Here is a 17,533-nt window from a genome sequence, read left to right as displayed (position 1 = left end):
GGGTGACACACTCGTCCGTGTGACACCGACCTTCGACGATCTCCTCGGTCGCGCCCGCGCCCTCACCGGGGTCGGCCGGCGCGCGGTGCTCGGCATCGCCGGCAGCCCGGGCTCCGGCAAGTCCACGCTCGCCGGGCACCTGGTGCGGGAGTTGAACGGCACCGGGGAGCCGTGGGTCGCGCACGTCCCCATGGACGGCTTCCACCTCGCCGACGCCGAACTGGACCGGCTCGGCCGCCGGCACCGCAAGGGCGCCCCGGACACCTTCGACGCCGCCGGGTACGCGGAACTGCTGCGACGCCTGCGTGAGGAGACGTACGACGACGTCGTGTACGCGCCCGGCTTCGAACGGGTGCTGGAGCAGCCGGTCGCGGGTGCCGTGCCGGTGCCGCCGACGGCCCGGCTGGTGGTCACGGAGGGGAACTACCTGCTGCTGGACACCGGCGCCTGGGCCCGGGTCCGGCCGCAGCTCGACGAGGTGTGGTTCTGCGAGCTGGAAGAGGAGGAGCGGCTGCGCCGGCTGGTGGCCCGCCACGAGGAGTTCGGCAAACGCCGTGACGAGGCGGTGGCCTGGGCCCTTCGCTCGGACCAGCCCAACGCCGAACTGATCGCCCCGACCCGGCACCGCGCCGACCTCGTGGTGCCGGCGTCCGTGGTGCCGCGCACGGACACCGCGGCATGAGTGTGCTGCTGCCCGGCACGGCCGGTGACGCGACCGGCTGAGGTCCGCGAAGCGTGCGGGGACCGGCCCGGACGGCTCGGGCCGTCCACCGGGCCGCTCCCGATGGACACGGCACGGCCCGGTGATTCATGCTCCGGTCCATGATCCGAACCGCCACCGTGCACGACGTCCCCGAGATCCTGGCGATGATCCATGAACTCGCCGCCTACGAGAAGGCCACCGAGCAGTCCCGCGCCACCGAGGAGCAGCTGCGCGAGGCGCTGTTCGGCGCGCACCCCGCCGCGTCCGTCCTGATCGCCGAGGACGACGCCGATGGCCGGACCGTGGGCTTCGCCCTGTGGTTCCCGCGTTTCTCCACCTGGACCGGCACCCGGGGGATGCATCTGGAGGACCTCTTCGTACGCCCGCACACCCGGGGCGCCGGGCACGGCAAGGCACTGCTGGCAGCCCTCGCGGCGATCTGCCGGGAGAACGGTTTCGAGCGCTTCGAGTGGGTGGTGCTGGACTGGAACGAGCCGGCGATCGGCTTCTACCGGTCACTCGGGGCGGAGTTCCTGAACGACTGGACGGTGTGCCGGCTGAGCGGCGCCCCGCTGGCGGACCTCGCCGCTCACGTGCCGGCCCTTGTGGGGCGCACTCCCTGACACTCGCCGGGCGCGCCCCGGGACTGCCCGAAGGAGCGGCGCGCCCCGCCGGCCGCTTGGCGCCCGGCCGGGGTGCGGCGGTGCGAGAGTGGGGCGGTATGAGTCGTCTTTTGGTGGGGCGCGGGCGGCAACGGGCGCTGCCCGGCGGAGGTGAGCGGGGCTCCGGGCCGGCGGTGGCGGCCGTGGTCCGCTCGGCCGGCCCGGGGCGGCGGTGGCCGGTGGCCGTGGTGACGGTGCTGCTGCTCGGGCAGATGGCCGTCGCGATGGTGACCGCCGCCGTGCGGCAGACTCCGACGATCGACGAGCCGGTGTACGTGGGTACGGCCGCCGTGTACCTGGAGGAGCACAGCCTGCGGTACAACCCCGAGCATCCACCGCTCGGGAAGCTGCTGGTCGCCGCCGGTGTCGCGGTCGCGGATCCGCGCCTCGATCCCGGCTTCCGCGGAAACCAGGGCGAGTTGGGGCGGCATCTGCTGTACGAGTCGGGCAACGACCCATGGCGGCTGATGTTGTGGGCCCGTCTTCCGGTGATCGCGCTGACGCTGCTGTTCGGGCTCGTGGTGTTCACCTTCGCCCGCGAACTCATCGGTGACGCGGGCGCGTTGGTCGCGCTCGCGCTGTACTGCCTCTCCCCCGACGTGATCGCCCACGGTTCACTGGCGACGCTCGACGTACCGGCCGCCGGGTTCGTCCTGACCTCGGTGTGGCTGCTGTGGCGGGCCCGGCTGCGGCCCCGGCTCCATCTGCCGCTCGCCGGTGCGGCGGCGGGGGCGGCGCTGGCGACGAAGATGAGCATGCTGCCCGTGGTTCCGGTGCTGCTCGCACTCGCCGCGGTGTCGGTCCGGTGCGCGGCCGGGGGCACGCCGGGGCGCAGACTGCTGCGGGCGCTCGCCGGGGCGTCCGTCGTCGGGCTCGTCGCGGTCGCCGTCGTCTGGGCCGTCCACCTGGTCGTCGATCCGCGACTGCGCTGGGACCCTCAGCAGCATGTGCCCGTGGTGCACGGACTGCGTGGTTTGGCCGTGGAGTTGACGCCGTTCCCCGAGCCCTACCGGGACGGCATGCGCATCCAGTTCGCCCTCGAGAACCGCCCCTGGAAGGGCTTCCTCTTCGGCCGGCTCTACACCGGTTCCCTCTGGTACTACCTGCCGGCCGCGCTGCTGGTGAAAACGCCGCTCGGCGCGCTCGCGCTGTGGACCGCCGGAACCGTCGCGGTGATGGCGGTGCGGCGACTGCGGCCCGCGGCGCCCTACCTGACGGCGGCTCCGGCGGTGCTGCTGACCGCCGCCATGTACGGCAGCCGGGACTTCGGCACGCGGTACGCCCTGTTCCTGCCGATGTTCCTCGCGGTGGCGGCGGGGTGCGTGCTCGTCCTGCGGTGGCGGTGGGTGCCGGTGGTCACCGCGGTGCTGGTGGTGTTCGTCGCGGCCGGCTCGCTGCGGGCGTACCCGTACTTTCTGCCGTACTCCAACGAGGCCTTCGGCGGCCCGGCGAAGACGCGGCTGCGGCTGCACGACTCCAATGTGGACTGGGGTCAGGACCTCGGCCGGCTCGCCGACCGACTGCGCGAGCGGTACCGGGGTGAGCGGATCTGGCTGGTGTACAAGGGCAGCGGGGTGCCGTCGTACTACGGCATCCGCGCCGCCGATCCGTTGCGGGTGCCACCGGGCCGGGTGCACGGGGTCCTGGCCGTGTCGGACTCGGCGGCGGCCAAGGCGACCGGCAGACTGGCCGAGTTGATCGACAGCAGCCGCCCGGTCGACGACGTCGGCCACTCCATCACCCTCTACCGGCGGTGACGCGGGCCCGCGCGGACATCGGCCGCCCGGCAGTCCTCGGTATCGCGCGGTATCGCTCGGCATTGCCCTGTGCCGCTCGGCATTGCCCGGTATCGCTCAAGCCTGATCGCCACCGTGTGTGAGCTAAATTGAACATTCGTGGGAAACGAAGGAGGCGCCCCGGTGCCATCGCCGCAGCAGGCACGCGCCCAGGCATCCGCGATCACCTCGGGGAAGGCGGGCCGGAACACGGAGGTGTCCCCGACGTCCCAACTCCGCACGCTGTTCGACCGGCCCCGGCTGTCCCCTGGGCAGCGGCGCATCGCCCAGTACCTGATCGAGCACATCACCGAGGCGGCGTTCCTGTCGATCACGGACCTCGCCGAGCGGGTCGGGGTGAGCCAGCCCTCGGTGACCCGCTTCGCCTCGGTCGTCGGGTTCAGCGGGTACCCCGCGCTGCGGGAGAAGCTCCAGGCGATCGCCCTCGGCACGCTCCCCGGCGGACCGGCGGAGGAGTACCGGGGCAACGAGTTGCAGGCGGCGGTGGACGTCGAGATCGAGAACCTGGAGAACCTGCGGCGGGACCTCGCCGACGCCGACCGGGTCATCGAGATCGGCCGCACGCTGTCGGCGTCCGCCCCGCTGACCGTGCTCGGGCTGCGCATCTCCGTCTCGCTGGCCGAGTACTTCGCCTACGCCGCCCGCCGTATCCACCCGGACGTCCGGCTGGTGACCCGGGGCGGCAGCGTCGCCTACGACGCGCTCCTGCAGTCGCGGGAGGCCGGCGGCACCTGGGTGCTGGCGTTCTCCCTGCCCCGGCACGCCCAGGAGACCCTGACGGCGATGCGGGTCGCCCGGGATGCCGGGCTGAAGGTCGCGCTGATCACCGATCTGGCGCTGGGCCCTCTCGCCGACGAAGCCGACGTCACCTTCGCCACCGGCACCGGGTCGCGCCTGGTGTTCGACTCCTACGCCGCTCCGGGCGTGATGTGCGCGGCGCTGCTCCAGGCCATGACGGACGCGGACCCGGAGCGGACCCAGGCCCGGCTCGAGGAGTACGAACAGGTCGCCGACCAGCACCAGTTCTTCCTCAGGGACTGAGCGGCGGCCGGTCACCGACCCCTCACCGCGGGCCACGGACGTACGCGGTCGGCAAGCGCACCTCCCCTTTGAAGCACACATGAATGTTTTCATACGCCTTGCAAAGCAGATGGCATATATAAATACTGCTTTCGGGTCGCAACGCGTCCACTCCGGACCGCGATCCGCGCCCCGAACGCCCGTGGCCGCCGGGCCCTACCCGCTCCGACGGCCAGGGGCCCGGCCGGGCAGCCCCTGTCCGGCCGCCCGTGGCGGCCTCGGTCTTCCCCTGACTCGGGGCCGCCCCACCCCGTCGTGCACCCCTACGACGCCGCACACCCGGAAGCGATGATCATGACCGTGACGTCCACGCGCCTCAGCAGTCCGGACTGGCCCTGCCAGGTCAAGGCACCCGGCAGCCACGACTGGGAACGCTCGGCGGCCAAGTGGCTTCGTGAGCTGGTGCCGGCGCGCTACGCGAGCTATCCCGCGTTCATCCGGCACCCCGTCCTGCTGGCCCGGCACGCCCAGATCCAGGTCGAGCACGAGATCCGGGTGGCACGCACCGCCCTGCAGACCGCACGGGCCGATCTGCCCCGTCTGGGTCTGCACGAAGGGGCCATCGAGCACACGATCAAGCTGTACGCGGCCGAGGTCATGCAGTTGCAGCACATCGCGCGCAGCGTGCGCGCGGTCACCCGGGCCCTGCTGGAATCGGGTCGCTGACCACGACGGGACGTGCGGGGCCGGCGTCCGGCGTCACCCCGTACGGGACTCCAGCGCGAGGCGGGTGTCGTCTCCGTAGACTCCGGTCTCGTCTCCCTGGATGCCGTACCAGAGCTGGAAACGGGCGACGGCCGCCGCCAGGGTGGCGTCGTAGCGGCCGCTGGTGGCACCGTCGCGGTAGACGTCCGGGATGCGCAGGAGCCGTTCCTGGAGTTCGGTCACCTCGGGCCCGACATCGCCCTCGCTGAGGAATCCGGGTCCCGTCGGGGCCGGTTCGGGCGGCGTGGCGGGCGCGCTCACCGGAGGGCTCGCGGAGGGGCCGGCGCCGGTGGCGGCACGGTCGTCGGTGTCGTGGCCGAGAAAGCCCAGAAAACCCAGAAAGCCGAGAAACAGGACAGCGCCGCCGAACCCGAGCACCGCCGCCGCGGCCACGGCGACCGCCACAGCGGCACGCCGCGCCGCCGGTCCGGGTGCGGGACTTTGCCCAGGAGCATGCACCGGGCCCACCGGGCCGGACGCGGGCGCCGGTGGCCCGCCGGCCGGCTCGGGGGCGACCGGCGGGAGTTCCTGTGTCTCGTCCTCCGCACCGGTCGGCGGCCGGGGCAGGGTGACGGACTCGTAGTCTCCCCAACCCTCCCGTCCCTCCCGTTTCTCCCGTTCGAACTCCCGGAACATCTCCGCGAGCGCGTCCGTGCTACGTGGGCGCAGGACGCGGACGGGCTCCAGGGGCGGGCCGTCGTGCGACTGCCCTGGGTCGGACGGCGTCGGCATGCCGCTCTCCTTCCGTTCCGCACGAGGGCGGAGCCGCCCACGGGGAGGGATACGGGAGGCAAGCGTCGGAGGTTCAGCCCGCGGCGCGCAGAAAGCGGTGCAGGGAGGCCGTCATCGCGGACACGAACGTCTCCCGGGACTCCTCGTCCAGGGCGTCGAGGGACAGGTACGGGTTGAGGTCCTCCAGCTCGACCAGCAGCAGTTCGCCGTCCGGGGCGCGGCAGGCGTCCACTCGCTGGATGCCGTGGTCGAGGGTGTTCCATTCGACGAACCGCCGGGCGAACTCCAGGTCGCCCGGGCCGGCCCGGTACGGCTCCAACTGCCAGCGCCGGTCGGTGCGCGGGGCGTACAGGGCGTACCGGAAGTCGTGGTCGACGAAGTAGAAGGAGACCTCGTAGGCGAAGTCGATGTGCGGCTGCACCAGGACGCTGCCGTCGACGAGGCCGTCCACGGCGTCCCGGTCGACGATGCGCAGCCCCACGGAGTCGGCGCCGAGCCGGGGTTTGACCACGTACCGGTCTGCCGCGGGCAGCCGGTCGAGGTCCTCCGTCCGGTCGACGGTGGGGATCACCGGGCAGCCGGCGGCGCTCAGTTCGAGCAGGTACCGCTTGCCGGCCATGTCGCCCCGGCCGGTGAGCGGGTTGTAGACCGGCGTGCCGGTCGCCGTGGCCCGTTCCCGGAAGGCCCGGTAGGCGTCCGGGTACGACAGCACGGGGCCGCTGTTGCGGACCACGACGGCGTCGAAGCCGTCCAGCAGCGCGGCGGCGTCCCGCGGGTGGCACAGCGCCAGGTCGAAGTCCTCGCGCAGCCGGGAGGTGAGGAAGACGTCCTCGTCGCCGTAGCGGCGCCCACGGGCCGGGTAGGCCAGGTCGGTGACGTACAGGAGACGGGGGCGGGCTCGGAGGCGGGGACGCGCGGGTGCCATGCGGGACTCCTCGGGGACGGCGGCGCCCTGATCATATGAACGGCACCCGGTTCTCGGTACGGCGCCGGGGCACACCGGGCACGTCCGCATGCAGAGATTGTGGTACCGAGTGCCTTTACGGGTGGCACTGAGTGCCATACTCTGTGGCCGTGCGCGGTGCTGCGACAGACCGGGCACGGGCGTGCCGGGCGACCGCGCACGCGGGATTTCCGGCCGAGTGCAGGGAGTTGACCAGCGTGTATCACCACTCAGGAAACGTGGCTCAGCAGGCAGCCGGCTCCGCCACGGGGCTGCTCGAATCCCAGAGCGGTGCCTCCGCCTCTATCGAGGCCATGACCTTCCAGCGGTGCACCTGGTGCGGCACCGCCGTGTACCAGCGGCTGCTGTGCCCCGTCTGTCAGGGCAGCGACCTGCGTACGGAGCGCAGCACGGGCGTCGGAATGGTCCGCCACTCCACGGTGGTGCACCGCAACACGCCGGCGGCCCGGAACGTGTCCCTGATCGAGATGGCCGAGGGCTTCGTCGTACGCGGCCGGGTCATGGGACCGCCCATCGGCATCCACGGCGGCGACCGGGTACGGCTGTCCACGGCCAAGGACCCCGTACGGGGCGAACCGGTCTTCCAGTTGGTCGACGAGCCCTACCGGGCTTGGACCTGACGCCCCACCGGGCACCGTTCAAAACCGTTCAGGCAGTCGGGGTGATGCGGATTCCGACGGTGCCGTCCCGGCCCCGGCGCAGGCGGCTGCCGAGCAGCGTCAGCCGCCCCGTCAGACCGTACTTGCGGGCGATCAGCTCGCGATAGCGGGCGGTGGCGGCCCGGTCGCAGATCTCCGCGGTGGCCGGGAGCTGGTCGCCGGTCGGGTTGCCCCGTATGTCACAGGGGCCGATCAGAACGTCGGCGCGGGCCCGGATGCGCTTCACCTTCCAGGAGTCGGCGGCGGTCCAGACCCCGAGCGCCTCCCCGTCCCGCACCACCCACACCGGGGTGGCCACCGGCGTTCCGTTGCGCCGGTAGCTGGTGACCAGCAGGTACTTTCCCGCTCCGAGCCGCTCCCACGATGTGTCGCCCATACCCGGCAGTCTAGAACCCGCCCACGCCCTCCCGCCCGGAGCCTGTCCGGCCGGCACACAGCCGGCCGACGCGGCCTCGTATTTTCGGATCACGTCGGCGGTGAACACGACGGGGCCCGCGCGCGTATGAAGAGAGGGCGCTCGACTCAGGGGAGGCCCCGCGGTGTTCGCACCGCGCTGTTCTGGTTCGGGAGTCATGCATGAGGCACGCACGACGACGGGTCGTCCGGCGAGTGACACGGCTGGCAGCCGTCGGCGGACTCCTCCTCGGAGGAACGATGGTGACCCGCGCCGTCGCGAGTGAGCCACCGGAGCCGGACACGGTTCCCTACGCCGCCGAGGAGGCAGCCGGCCCCGGCTCCGAACTCGTCTCCCGGCTCGGCGCCTCCCGCACGGCGGGCAGCTGGCTCGCTGCCGACGGGCGGACGGTCGTCGCGGTCACCGACGAGAAGGCGGCGGCCGAGGTACGGAAGGCCGGCGCCGACCCGAAGATGGTGCGCCACAGCATGCGCGACCTGAAGTCGGCCACGCGGACTCTGCGTTCGGCACCGCGCGTGCCCGGAACGGCCTGGTCCATGGACTACCGGTCCAACGAGGTGGTGGTCCGCGGCGACAGCACGGTGTCCGCGGACGACTGGTCCGACCTGACCCGGGTCGCGGAGGGAGTGGGCGGATTCGTCCGCATGGAGCGCACCGGCGGCACCTTCACCACCCTGCTCAACGGGGCCGTGCCCATCCTGTCGACCGCCGGGCGCTGTTCCGCGGGCTTCAACGTGACCGACGGCAAGCGTGACTTCATCCTCACGGCGGGGCACTGCGGACCCGACGGATCCGTCTGGTTCGCCGACGACCGGGGCAGGCAGCAGGTCGGGACCACGGTCGGCGGCAGCTTCCCCGGCGACGACTACTCCCTGATCGAGTACGACGGCGGCCGGGCGGGCGAGGGCGCGGGCGTGGTGGCGATCGGTGACGGACGGGGCGTGCGGATCACGGGGGCGGGAGACCCCGAGGTCGGCCAGCGGATCTTCCGCAGCGGCAGCACCAGCGGGCTGCGCGACGGGGAGGTGACCGCGCTCAACGCGACGGTGAACTACCCGGAGGGCACGGTCAGCGGCCTCATCGAGACCAATGTGTGTGCCGAACCCGGTGACAGCGGCGGCCCGATGTTCTCCGAGGGCATCGCGCTCGGTGTGACGTCGGGCGGCAGCGGCGACTGCCGGCAGGCGGGCGGTACGACGTTCTTCCAGCCGGTCACGAAGGCGTTGTCGCAGCTCAAGGTGGACCTCATCGTGGCCCCGAAGGCCGGCGACGGCTCGGACAAGGCGGCTCCGCCGGCGACGCAGGGCGCGGTGGCGCCGGACGCCGCGTCACCGGGCTCGTCGGCGACGGAGGACGCCGCGTCGACCGTGCTGTCCCGCCTGGCCGACCCGCGTGCGGTCGGCCCCGGCACGCTGGTCATCGGGGGCAGTCTGGTGGCACTGGTGGCAACCCGTTGGATCCGCACGGAGCAGGACCGCAAGGCGTACCGGCGCCATTACTCGGCGATGTGGGGCTAGGTGGTGTCTTCAAATGTCACGCCCACATCAGGAGCGAGGCAAGGGTGACGGCTGCCTGGTAGGACTCGACGGTCTTGTCGTAGCGGGTGGCGATGCCGCGCCACTGCTTCAGCCGGCTGAAGCAGCGTTCGACCACGTTGCGCCGCTTGTAGAGCTGTCGGTCGAAGACCGGCGGGCGCCCGCCGCGGCTGCCCCGGCGGAGCCGGTTGCGGACCTGGTCGGCCCGCTCCGGAATGGTGTGGGCGATGCCCCGCCGCCTGAGCCAGGCCCGGATCGCCTTGGAGCTGTAGCCCTTGTCGCCCAGCACGTGATCGGGCCGCACCCGGGGGCGTCCCGGGCCGAGGCGGGGCACCCGGATCGCCTCCATCACGGCGGTGAACTGGGTGCAGTCGTTGGTGTTGCCGCCGGTGACGGTGAAGGCCAGCGGACGACCCCATGCATCGCAGGCCAGGTGGATCTTGCTGGTCAGGCCGCCTCGGGAGCGTCCGAGGGCGGGGCTGCGGAGCCCCCTTTTCGGGCCCCGGCGGCGTGCTGGTGGGCCCGCACGACGGTGGAGTCGACCGACACCAGCCAGTCGATGTCCCCGGCCGCGTCCGCCCTGGCCTGGGCGGCCTGGAGCATCCGCTCGAAGGTGCCATCCAGGGCCCAACGGCGGAAGCGGGTGTGCAGCGTGGCCCACGGGCCGTACCGCTCGGGCACGTCCCGCCAGGCGGTCCCGGTGCGGAACTTCCACACGATCCCGTTGAGCACCGTGCGGTCGTCCAGCCGCTTGCGGCCCCGCAGCGATGCGGGCAGCAGCGGCCGGACGAACTCCCACTCGGCGTCCGACAGTTCATGGCGACGTATCACCCGACCATGATCCACCACCCAAGACCATTTGAAGACACCGCCTAGGCCCCGTTCGGGTGAGGAGCGCGGGCGAGGGGCAGCGGGCCAGTGCGGCGCTCAGGCCGCCTCGGCCCGCCGCGGAAGGGCCGAGGCCCACTCCTGGACGAGCCGCTGGTACTCCGCGCGCTGCTCGCCGCTCAGTGTCCCGCCCGACCGGAGCCACAGGGCCCGAATCTCCTCGTTGACCTCGGCAGCCGATCGCTCGGAGGAGGGTTCAAGAGTGGTGGACATGCTGTGAAGCATACGACCCCCGGATGTGAAAGCCGCGTGAGTAACGACGAGCGATCCCGGTATATCCGACATGCCGGACAGTGTTACTGATCACGTCCATCTACCGTGCAACGTGGGGGAGTTCACATCCCGGACCATCGCCCGCCCCTTCGCGGACCGCCCCGCCCCGCTTCTCCCGACGGCTTGCGTGAACGGGCCGGCGTCGGACAAGTACCCACAGAGCGAGGGCCGTTACGGCATCGTGTTCTCCGGCACCCCGCACGGCACCGCGGCCGCGATCACCGCCGACGCGTCGCGGGTCGACCTCGTTCACTCCCAGTGAAGGGCACGCTCGCCATGACGTTCTCGCTCGGTATCGTCGGCGCCGGCCAGTTCTCGGGCCGGTTCGCCGCCCTGTTCCAGGCGCACCCCGGCGTCGGCGACATCCACGTCACCGACCTGCTGCCCGAACGGGCCCGGCGGCTCGCCACCGCGCAGGGCCTCGCCGGCACCTTCCCGTCGTACGAGGCCATGCTGGAGTCCCCGCGGATCGACGCGGTCGCGATCTTCACCCAGCGCTGGACCCACGGGCCCCTGGTGCTCCAGGGGCTGAACGCGGGCAAGCACGTGTACTCCGCGGTCCCCATGGCGATCCGTACGGAGGAGATCGCGGCGATCATCGACGCGGTTAAGGCGACCGGGCTGACGTACATGATGGGTGAGACCAGCCAGTACCACCCGGCCACGGTCCACGCCCGCGACCGGATCGCCGCCGGTGCCTTCGGGCGCCTGTTCTACGCCGAGGGCGACTACGTCCACGACATGGACCTGGGCTTCTACGAGGCGTACCGGTACAGCGGCGGCGACGACTGGAAGGCCACCGCCAGCTTTCCCCCGCTGCTGTACCCGACGCACGCGGTGGGCGGGGTGCTGGGGGCCTGGCGGACGCACGCGGTCGGGGTCTGTGCGATCGGTGTCAGGGACGACCGCGGGGACGGCGTCTTCGAGAGGGAGATCAGCCAGTTCGACAACGACTTCTCCAACGCCACCGCCCTGTTCGAGGTGGCGGGCGGCGGCGCGTTCCGCACGAACGAGTTCCGGCGGGTCGGCTATCCCTCGCACATCAGGGAATCGCGGTTCCGTTTCTTCGGCACGGAGGCGAGCATGGAGCAGCTCGCCACGGTCGCGCTGTGGCAGGACAAGAGCGGGGTCCAGGACATCACCGAACTGCTGGAGCCCAAGCCGACGCTGTCCCCCGACGATCCCTCCCTCGAGCACATCGCGCCGGAACTTCGCGCCGCCCTCACCTCCGGTTCGGCGGCGGTGCACGACCGCGCCCGGCTCCCGCGCGCGTTCGACCACCTGGCCAACGGCCACGAGGGCAGCCACCACTTCCTCGCGGACGACTTCGTGACCGCGGTGAACACCCGCACCCTGCCGTCGGTGAACGCCTGGGTCGCCGCCCGCTACACGCTGCCCGGCATCATCGCCCACCAGTCCGCGCTGCAGGGCGGCGCCAGGCTGGAGATCCCGGACTTCGGCGACGCCCCGGCCCTCTGACCTCCCGGGCCTCCGGCCCGGGAGCCGGGCCCCGCCGCACCGGGTGCCCGGCTCAGCTCTCCGGCCCCGCCAGCGCCTGACGGAATCCCGAGTTGACCGCCGTGACACCGCCGTCGACCACCAGGGTGGTGCCGGTGATCCACGACGCGTCGCGGGAGGCGAGGAAGGCCACGGCGGCCGCGATGTCCTCCGGTTCGCCCACCCGGCCCAGCGGGTAGAGCCCGCGCACCGCCGCGAGGGCCGCGAGGCCGTCGTCCCGGCCCTCCCACGCCCTGGTGCGCACGGTGCCCGGAGCGACGAGGTTGACCCGGACGCCCCGGGGCCCGGCGTGACCGGCGAGGGTACGGGTGAGGGAGGCCAGACCCGCCTTGGCCGCGCTGTACCCGTGGTTGCCGAAGTCCTGGATGCCGTTGACGGAACCGATGGTGACGACGGCACCCCGGCCACAGGCGGCGAGATGCGGGAGCGCGGCGCGGCAGCAGCGGTACGCGCCGGTGAGGGTGATGTCGAGGTCCCGGGCCCAGGCCCGGTCCGGCTCGTCCTCGAAGAGGGGGGCGTCCGGTGTGCAGTGGGCGGCGTTGTTGACCAGGACGTCGAGTGAGCCGAAGGTGTCCACGGCGTGCGCGACGGCCGCCTCGACCGACGCGCGCTCCGCCACGTCGCAGGTGACGCTCTCAGCCCTCAGACCCCGCTCACGGAGCGCCGACGCGGTGCGCCCGGCCTCGGCACCGTCCACGTCGGCGATCAGGACTTGCGCCCCCTCCTTCGCGAACCGCAGGGCGGTCGCCGCCCCGATGCCGCGTGCCGCGCCCGTGATCAGAATGCCGTATCCCGCGAAGCGCCCTGTGTCCGTCGTCATGCGGGAACGCTACTGCGCCGGACGATCACCCGGGGAGGGGCTGGACGTCAGCGGTAGCCGGTGGTGTCCGCGGGTTTGCCCGGGTCCTGGACCTCGACCAGGTAACGCCAGGCGTCCGGGCGGCTGCCGTCGAGGTCGGTGAAGCCGTACTCCCGGGCGAGGCCGCCGCTGGAGAGGGAGGTGCCGTTGAAGCGGGACACCCGCGGGTCGGCGGCGAGGGCGGTGACGGCCCGGCCCACGTAGCGCGGGGTCTCCGAGATGGCGAAGTGGGGGACGCGGGTCAGGGCGTCTTGCCAGTTGTCCTCCCGTACGCCGAACTCGTCGAGCATGATCTCGGAGCGGAGCCAGCCCGGGGTGAGCGCGACCGCGGTGGCGCCGCGCGGACCGAGTTCGTGGCCGAGGGCGAAGGCCATGCGCAGGACGGACGCCTTGGCGAGGTCGTAGAAGAAGGAGACGCGGTAGGTGTCGCGGTTGTAGTCCGCGGTGCCGTCGGTGACCTCGACGACCAGCCCGCCGGGGTGGCTCAGCAGCAGCGGCAGGGCGTGGTGACTGGTGACGGCGTGGGTCTCCACCGCGAGCCGGAGCAGGCGCAGCCCCTTGTCGAGGTCGTGCTCCCAGACGGGGGTGTCCCATGCGAAGAGGTGCTCGCCGCCCCAGATGTCGTTGACGAGGACGTCGAGGCGGCCCTGCTCGTCGGCGACGCGGTCGACGAGGGCCTTGACCTGAGCGGGGTCCAGGTGGTCGGTGGGGACGGCGACGCCCCGGCCGCCGGCCTCGGTGACCAGGTCGGCGGTGTCCTCGATGGTCTCGGGGCGGCCGTACTCGGAGCGCCGCTCGCGGGTGCTGCGTCCGGTGACGTAGACGGTGGCACCCGCCGCGCCCAGCTCGACGGCGATGCCCCGTCCGGCTCCCCGGGTCGCCCCGGCGACCAGCGCCACCTTGTCCTTCAACGATGCTGCCCACTGCCCCGGCATGTCCGGCCTCCCGTCACCAGCGATCTGCTGTCGCCACGAGAGTGACGGGTAAGCCGGACATCCTCTGTCGCCTTTTCCGGTTTCCCGGTTTCCCGGTTTCCCGGCGAGTCTTTTGCGAGGCGCCGGGGCCGGGGGCTTCAGTGGCCGCGGGCGATCCACTCCTCGAGATGCGGCGCCTCCGCGCCGATGGTGGTCGAGTCGCCGTGGCCGGTGCGGACCTCGGTCTCCGGCGGGAGCGTCAGCAGTCGGTCGCGGATCGAGTCGATGATCGTCGGGAAGTGGGAGAACGAACGGCCGGTGGCGCCGGGGCCGCCCTGGAAGAGGGTGTCTCCGGTGAACACGGTGCCCAGCCCGGGGTCGTACAGGCAGACCGCGCCCGGCGCGTGCCCGGGGGTGTGCAGCACCGTGAGGTCGGCGCCGGCCGCCTCGATCACCTGGCCGTCGACCAGCCAGGCGTCGGGGTCGCGGTCGGGGTGGGTCTGCTTCCACAGCGGCAGGTCGTCGTGGTGCAGCCAGATCTTGGCCCCGGTGCGCTCGGCGAGGGCGGGAGCGGCGTCGATGTGGTCGTTGTGCGCGTGGGTGCACACGATCGCCTTCAACCGGCGGTCGCCCACCGCCTCGGCGATGGCGTCGGCGTCGTGCGCGGCGTCGATGACGATCACCTCGTGGTCGTCACCGACGATCCACACGTTGTTGTCGACGTCCCAGGTGCCGCCGTCGAGGCTGAACTGGCCCGAGGTGACGAGGTGTTCGATGCGGGCGGCCATCAGAGCACCACCACCGAGCGCAGGACGTCGCCCTTGTGCATCCGCTCGAAGGCCTTCTCCACCTCGTCGAGCTGGATGGTCTCGGTGACGAACGCGCCGAGGTCCAGTCGGCCCTGCTGATGCAGGTCGATGAGCATCGGGAAGTCCCGTGAGGGCAGGCAGTCTCCGTACCAGGACGACTTCAGGGAGCCGCCGCGGCCGAACACGTCGAGGAGCGGCAGTTCGAGCTTCATCTCCGGGGTGGGCACGCCGACGAGGACGACCGTGCCGGCCAGGTCGCGGGCGTAGAAGGCCTGCTGGTACGTCTCGGGGCGGCCGACGGCCTCGATGACGACGTCGGCGCCGAAGCCGCCGGTGAGTCCGCGGATCGCCTCGACGGGGTCGGACGTACGGGAGTTGACGGTGTGGGTGGCGCCCATGGAGCGGGCGGTCTCCAGCTTGCGGTCGTCGATGTCGACGGCGATGATCTTCGCCGCTCCGGCGAGCCGGGCCCCGGCGATGGCCGCGTCGCCGACGCCGCCGCAGCCGATGACGGCGACGCTGTCGCCACGGCCGACGTTGCCGGTGTTGATCGCGGCGCCGATGCCGGCCATCACGCCGCAGCCCAGCAGGCCGGCGACCTCCGGGGCGACCTCGGGGTCGACCTTGGTGCACTGTCCGGCGGCGACGAGGGTCTTCTCGGCGAAGGCTCCGATGCCCAGGGCAGGGGAGAGCTCCTGGCCCGTCGAGGCGAGGGTCATCTTCTGCTTGGCGTTGTGCGTGTCGAAGCAGTACCAGGGGCGTCCGCGCAGACAGGCGCGGCACGTGCCGCACACCGCACGCCAGTTGAGGACGACGAAGTCACCGGGTGCGACGTCGGTGACGTCGTCGCCCACCGACTCCACCACGCCCGCGGCCTCGTGGCCGAGCAGGAAGGGGAAGTCGTCGCTGATGCCGCCCTGCTTGTAGTGGAGGTCGGTGTGGCACACACCGCAGGCCTGGATGCGGACGACCGCCTCGCCCGGCCCCGGGTCGGGTACGACGATCGTCTCGATGCGTACCGGCTCGTCCTTGCCCGGTGCGATCACACCGCGCACTTCCTGCGCCATGGTGCTGGCTCCTTCATCTTCCGGTGTAGGTCCTTGAGACCCTACGCGACCTGCCGGTGACTCGGCCGGTGGGCTCCGTGGCAGGTCGCGGCGCCTGTGCGGGTCCGTCCGCCGTGTCACGGCCCGGCCCCCGCGACGTAGCCTGGGCCTTCCGTCCGACGCCCAGGGAGCGACGTGAGCATCGCAGCGCAGAAGACCGGTCCGCCCGCCTGGCGGGCGCTCCTCGGATACGTACGACCGCACCGGTGGGCCCTGCTGGGCGGGGCCGCGCTCTCCCTGCTGACGGGGGCGACCGGGCTGATGCTGCCGCTGGTCGCCCGGGAGCTGATCGACGACCTGTCGGCCGACCGGGCCATCACCGGCGCGCTGCTGCTGATGTCGGCGCTCGTCGTCGCCAACGCCGTGCTGGGCGCGCTGGGGTCGTACGTGCTGCGGCGCACCGCGGAGTCGGTGGTGCTCGGGGCGCGGCGCTCGCTGTCGTCGTATCTGCTGCGGCTGCGCATCACGGCCGTGGACCGCAGCGAGCCCGGCGACCTGATGGCCCGCATCACCTCCGACACCACGCTGCTGCGCCAGGTCACCACCGACTCACTGGTGGGCCTCGGCACGGGCGGCCTCACGCTGATCGCGACCGTCGTGCTGATGGGCTTCGTCGACCCCGTGCTGCTGGCGGTCACCCTCGCCGTGATCGTGGGCGCGGGGACGGTACTCGGCGTGATCGTGCCCCACATCAGCCGGGCCAGCCGGCGGGCGCAGGACGCGGTCGGCGTGATGGGTGCCTCGCTGGAACGGGTCCTGGGCGCGCTGCGCACGGTGAAGGCGTCCGGAGCCGAGCCGCGGGAGGAGCGCGCGCTGCACGAGGCCGCCGAGGAGTCGTGGCGGCAGAGCGTACGCGCCGCCAGGTGGTCGGCCGCGGCGGGCAACACGGCCGGGCTCGCGATGCAGGTCGCGTTCATCACGGTGCTCGCGGTGGGCGGCGCGCGGGTGGCGACGGACGCCATCGACATCGGCACGCTGGTGGCGTTCCTGCTGTTCGTCTTCTATCTCATGGCTCCGATCCAGAGTGTCGTCGCCGCGATCACGCAGTACCAGACGGGCAGCGCCGCGCTGGCGCGCATCCAGGAGGCGCTGCGGCTGCCCGCCGAACCGGCAGCCGGTGCCGCGCCCCTGCCGGCACCGGGCACCGCTCCCGCCGCGCTCGCCTTCGAGGACGTGCGTTTCCGTTACGCCGACGACCTGCCGTACGTCCACCACGGGGTGACGTTCACCGTGCCCGCTCAGGGCATGACCGCGTTCGTGGGCCCGTCCGGCGCGGGCAAGACCACCGTCTTCTCCCTCATCGAACGCTTCTACGACCCCGACGCGGGCGTGATCACGCTCGACGGACGCGATCTGGCCGACTGGGAGCTGTCGGAGCTGCGGTCCTCGATCGGCTATGTGGAGCAGGACGCTCCGGTGCTGTCGGGCTCCCTCCGCGACAACCTGCTGCTCGGGAACCCGGAGGCGGACGACGACGCCGTGGCCCGGGTGGTGAAGACGACCCGGCTCGGCGGGCTGGTGGACAGGCTTCCGGACGGGCTCGACACGCTGGTCGGGCACCGCGGCACCAAGCTGTCCGGCGGGGAACGCCAGCGGGTCGCCATCGCCCGCGCGCTGCTGCGCAGCCCTCGGCTGCTGCTGCTCGACGAGGCCACCTCGCAGCTCGACGCGGTGAACGAGGCGGCGCTGCGCGACACCGTCGCCGACGTGGCCCGTACGACGACGGTGCTGGTCGTCGCGCACCGGCTGTCGACGGTGACGATGGCCGACCGGATCGTGGTGATGGACGCCGGCCGGGTCCGCGCGGTCGGGACCCACCGTGAGCTGGTGACCGCCGATCCGCTGTACGCGGAGCTGGCGGCGACGCAGTTCCTGGCGACGAGCGGGTGAGCCCTCCCGGCGGCGCGTCGCGCGC

Annotated in this window: 18 protein-coding genes and 1 pseudogene; 10 read left to right on the top strand and 9 right to left on the bottom strand. The window is 72.3% G+C overall.

Translation table 11 applies throughout. The annotated features are described in order from the left end of the window. The first annotated feature begins 19 nt into the window (after positions 1-19). The 5 genes from ACVW19_RS32900 (at position 20) to ACVW19_RS32880 (ending at position 4,907) form a co-directional block, all read left to right on the top strand. The gene (locus tag ACVW19_RS32900) at positions 20-682 is read left to right on the top strand and encodes a nucleoside/nucleotide kinase family protein (RefSeq protein WP_457464133.1); all 663 of its coding nucleotides are present in this window, start codon (positions 20-22) and stop codon (positions 680-682) included. Between the two features lie 140 nt (positions 683-822). Further along, positions 823-1,326 (top strand): N-acetyltransferase family protein, encoded by a 504-nt coding sequence (locus ACVW19_RS32895; RefSeq protein ID WP_457464131.1) that lies wholly within the window; start codon positions 823-825, stop codon positions 1,324-1,326. Between the two features lie 251 nt (positions 1,327-1,577). After that, on the top strand, positions 1,578-3,122 hold the full coding sequence (locus ACVW19_RS32890) for an ArnT family glycosyltransferase (protein WP_457464890.1): 1,545 nt from the start codon (positions 1,578-1,580) through the stop codon (positions 3,120-3,122). Between the two features lie 162 nt (positions 3,123-3,284). Continuing rightward, positions 3,285-4,202 (top strand): MurR/RpiR family transcriptional regulator, encoded by a 918-nt coding sequence (locus ACVW19_RS32885; RefSeq protein WP_457464129.1) that lies wholly within the window; start codon positions 3,285-3,287, stop codon positions 4,200-4,202. A gap of 327 nt (positions 4,203-4,529) precedes the next feature. After that, complete coding sequence (locus ACVW19_RS32880) at positions 4,530-4,907, top strand: hypothetical protein (protein ID WP_457464128.1); 378 nt, start codon at positions 4,530-4,532, stop codon at positions 4,905-4,907. A 33-nt stretch (positions 4,908-4,940) separates the two neighbouring features. Here the strand turns inward: ACVW19_RS32880 and ACVW19_RS32875 are convergent, their stop codons facing one another. After that, complete coding sequence (locus ACVW19_RS32875) at positions 4,941-5,678, bottom strand: peptidoglycan-binding domain-containing protein (RefSeq protein ID WP_457464126.1); 738 nt, start codon at positions 5,676-5,678, stop codon at positions 4,941-4,943. Between the two features lie 73 nt (positions 5,679-5,751). Then, on the bottom strand, positions 5,752-6,603 hold the full coding sequence (locus tag ACVW19_RS32870; RefSeq protein WP_457464124.1) for a hypothetical protein: 852 nt from the start codon (positions 6,601-6,603) through the stop codon (positions 5,752-5,754). A gap of 236 nt (positions 6,604-6,839) precedes the next feature. Between ACVW19_RS32870 and ACVW19_RS32865 the strand changes: the two genes are divergently transcribed. Then, positions 6,840-7,262 (top strand): Zn-ribbon domain-containing OB-fold protein, encoded by a 423-nt coding sequence (locus tag ACVW19_RS32865; RefSeq protein WP_457464123.1) that lies wholly within the window; start codon positions 6,840-6,842, stop codon positions 7,260-7,262. 28 nt (positions 7,263-7,290) lie between these two features. Here the strand turns inward: ACVW19_RS32865 and ACVW19_RS32860 are convergent, their stop codons facing one another. Beyond that, positions 7,291-7,677 carry a PPOX class F420-dependent oxidoreductase gene (locus tag ACVW19_RS32860; RefSeq protein WP_457464121.1) on the bottom strand — a complete coding sequence of 129 codons (387 nt, stop codon included), beginning with the start codon at positions 7,675-7,677 and terminating at the stop codon, positions 7,291-7,293. Positions 7,678-7,877: 200 nt separating this feature from the next. Here ACVW19_RS32860 and ACVW19_RS32855 point away from each other — a divergent pair, with 200 nt between their 5' ends. Further along, complete coding sequence (locus ACVW19_RS32855; protein ID WP_457464119.1) at positions 7,878-9,233, top strand: S1 family peptidase; 1,356 nt, start codon at positions 7,878-7,880, stop codon at positions 9,231-9,233. 16 nt (positions 9,234-9,249) lie between these two features. Here ACVW19_RS32855 and ACVW19_RS32850 read toward each other — a convergent pair. Continuing rightward, positions 9,250-10,079, bottom strand: a pseudogene (locus ACVW19_RS32850) (IS5 family transposase). Positions 10,080-10,178: 99 nt separating this feature from the next. Beyond that, a complete protein-coding gene (locus tag ACVW19_RS32845; RefSeq protein WP_109378756.1) occupies positions 10,179-10,364 on the bottom strand; it encodes a hypothetical protein in 186 nt (61 codons plus the stop codon). 100 nt (positions 10,365-10,464) lie between these two features. Between ACVW19_RS32845 and ACVW19_RS32840 the strand changes: the two genes are divergently transcribed. Together ACVW19_RS32840 and ACVW19_RS32835 are read left to right on the top strand one after the other, a co-directional pair. Beyond that, positions 10,465-10,674 carry a hypothetical protein gene (locus ACVW19_RS32840; RefSeq protein ID WP_457464117.1) on the top strand — a complete coding sequence of 70 codons (210 nt, stop codon included), beginning with the start codon at positions 10,465-10,467 and terminating at the stop codon, positions 10,672-10,674. Between the two features lie 14 nt (positions 10,675-10,688). Next, positions 10,689-11,891 carry a Gfo/Idh/MocA family protein gene (locus ACVW19_RS32835; protein WP_457464115.1) on the top strand — a complete coding sequence of 401 codons (1,203 nt, stop codon included), beginning with the start codon at positions 10,689-10,691 and terminating at the stop codon, positions 11,889-11,891. Positions 11,892-11,943: 52 nt separating this feature from the next. Here the strand turns inward: ACVW19_RS32835 and ACVW19_RS32830 are convergent, their stop codons facing one another. The 4 genes from ACVW19_RS32830 to ACVW19_RS32815 form a co-directional block, all read right to left on the bottom strand. Further along, a complete protein-coding gene (locus tag ACVW19_RS32830; RefSeq protein ID WP_457464113.1) occupies positions 11,944-12,750 on the bottom strand; it encodes an SDR family NAD(P)-dependent oxidoreductase in 807 nt (268 codons plus the stop codon). A 47-nt stretch (positions 12,751-12,797) separates the two neighbouring features. Further along, a complete protein-coding gene (locus tag ACVW19_RS32825; protein WP_457464111.1) occupies positions 12,798-13,724 on the bottom strand; it encodes an SDR family oxidoreductase in 927 nt (308 codons plus the stop codon). A gap of 137 nt (positions 13,725-13,861) precedes the next feature. Beyond that, entirely contained in the window at positions 13,862-14,491 is a 630-nt protein-coding gene (locus tag ACVW19_RS32820) for an MBL fold metallo-hydrolase (protein WP_457464109.1), read from the bottom strand. Further along, entirely contained in the window at positions 14,491-15,579 is a 1,089-nt protein-coding gene (locus ACVW19_RS32815; RefSeq protein ID WP_457464107.1) for an S-(hydroxymethyl)mycothiol dehydrogenase, read from the bottom strand. The genes ACVW19_RS32820 and ACVW19_RS32815 overlap by 1 nt, the downstream gene beginning before the upstream one ends. Before the next feature lie 174 nt (positions 15,580-15,753). Between ACVW19_RS32815 and ACVW19_RS32810 the strand changes: the two genes are divergently transcribed. Then, a complete protein-coding gene (locus ACVW19_RS32810; protein WP_457464105.1) occupies positions 15,754-17,508 on the top strand; it encodes an ABC transporter ATP-binding protein in 1,755 nt (584 codons plus the stop codon). The last annotated feature ends 25 nt before the right edge of the window (positions 17,509-17,533 follow it).

It is taken from the genome of Streptomyces sp. TE5632 (assembly GCF_054061295.1).
This window is presented reverse-complemented; position numbering and strand designations above follow the sequence as displayed.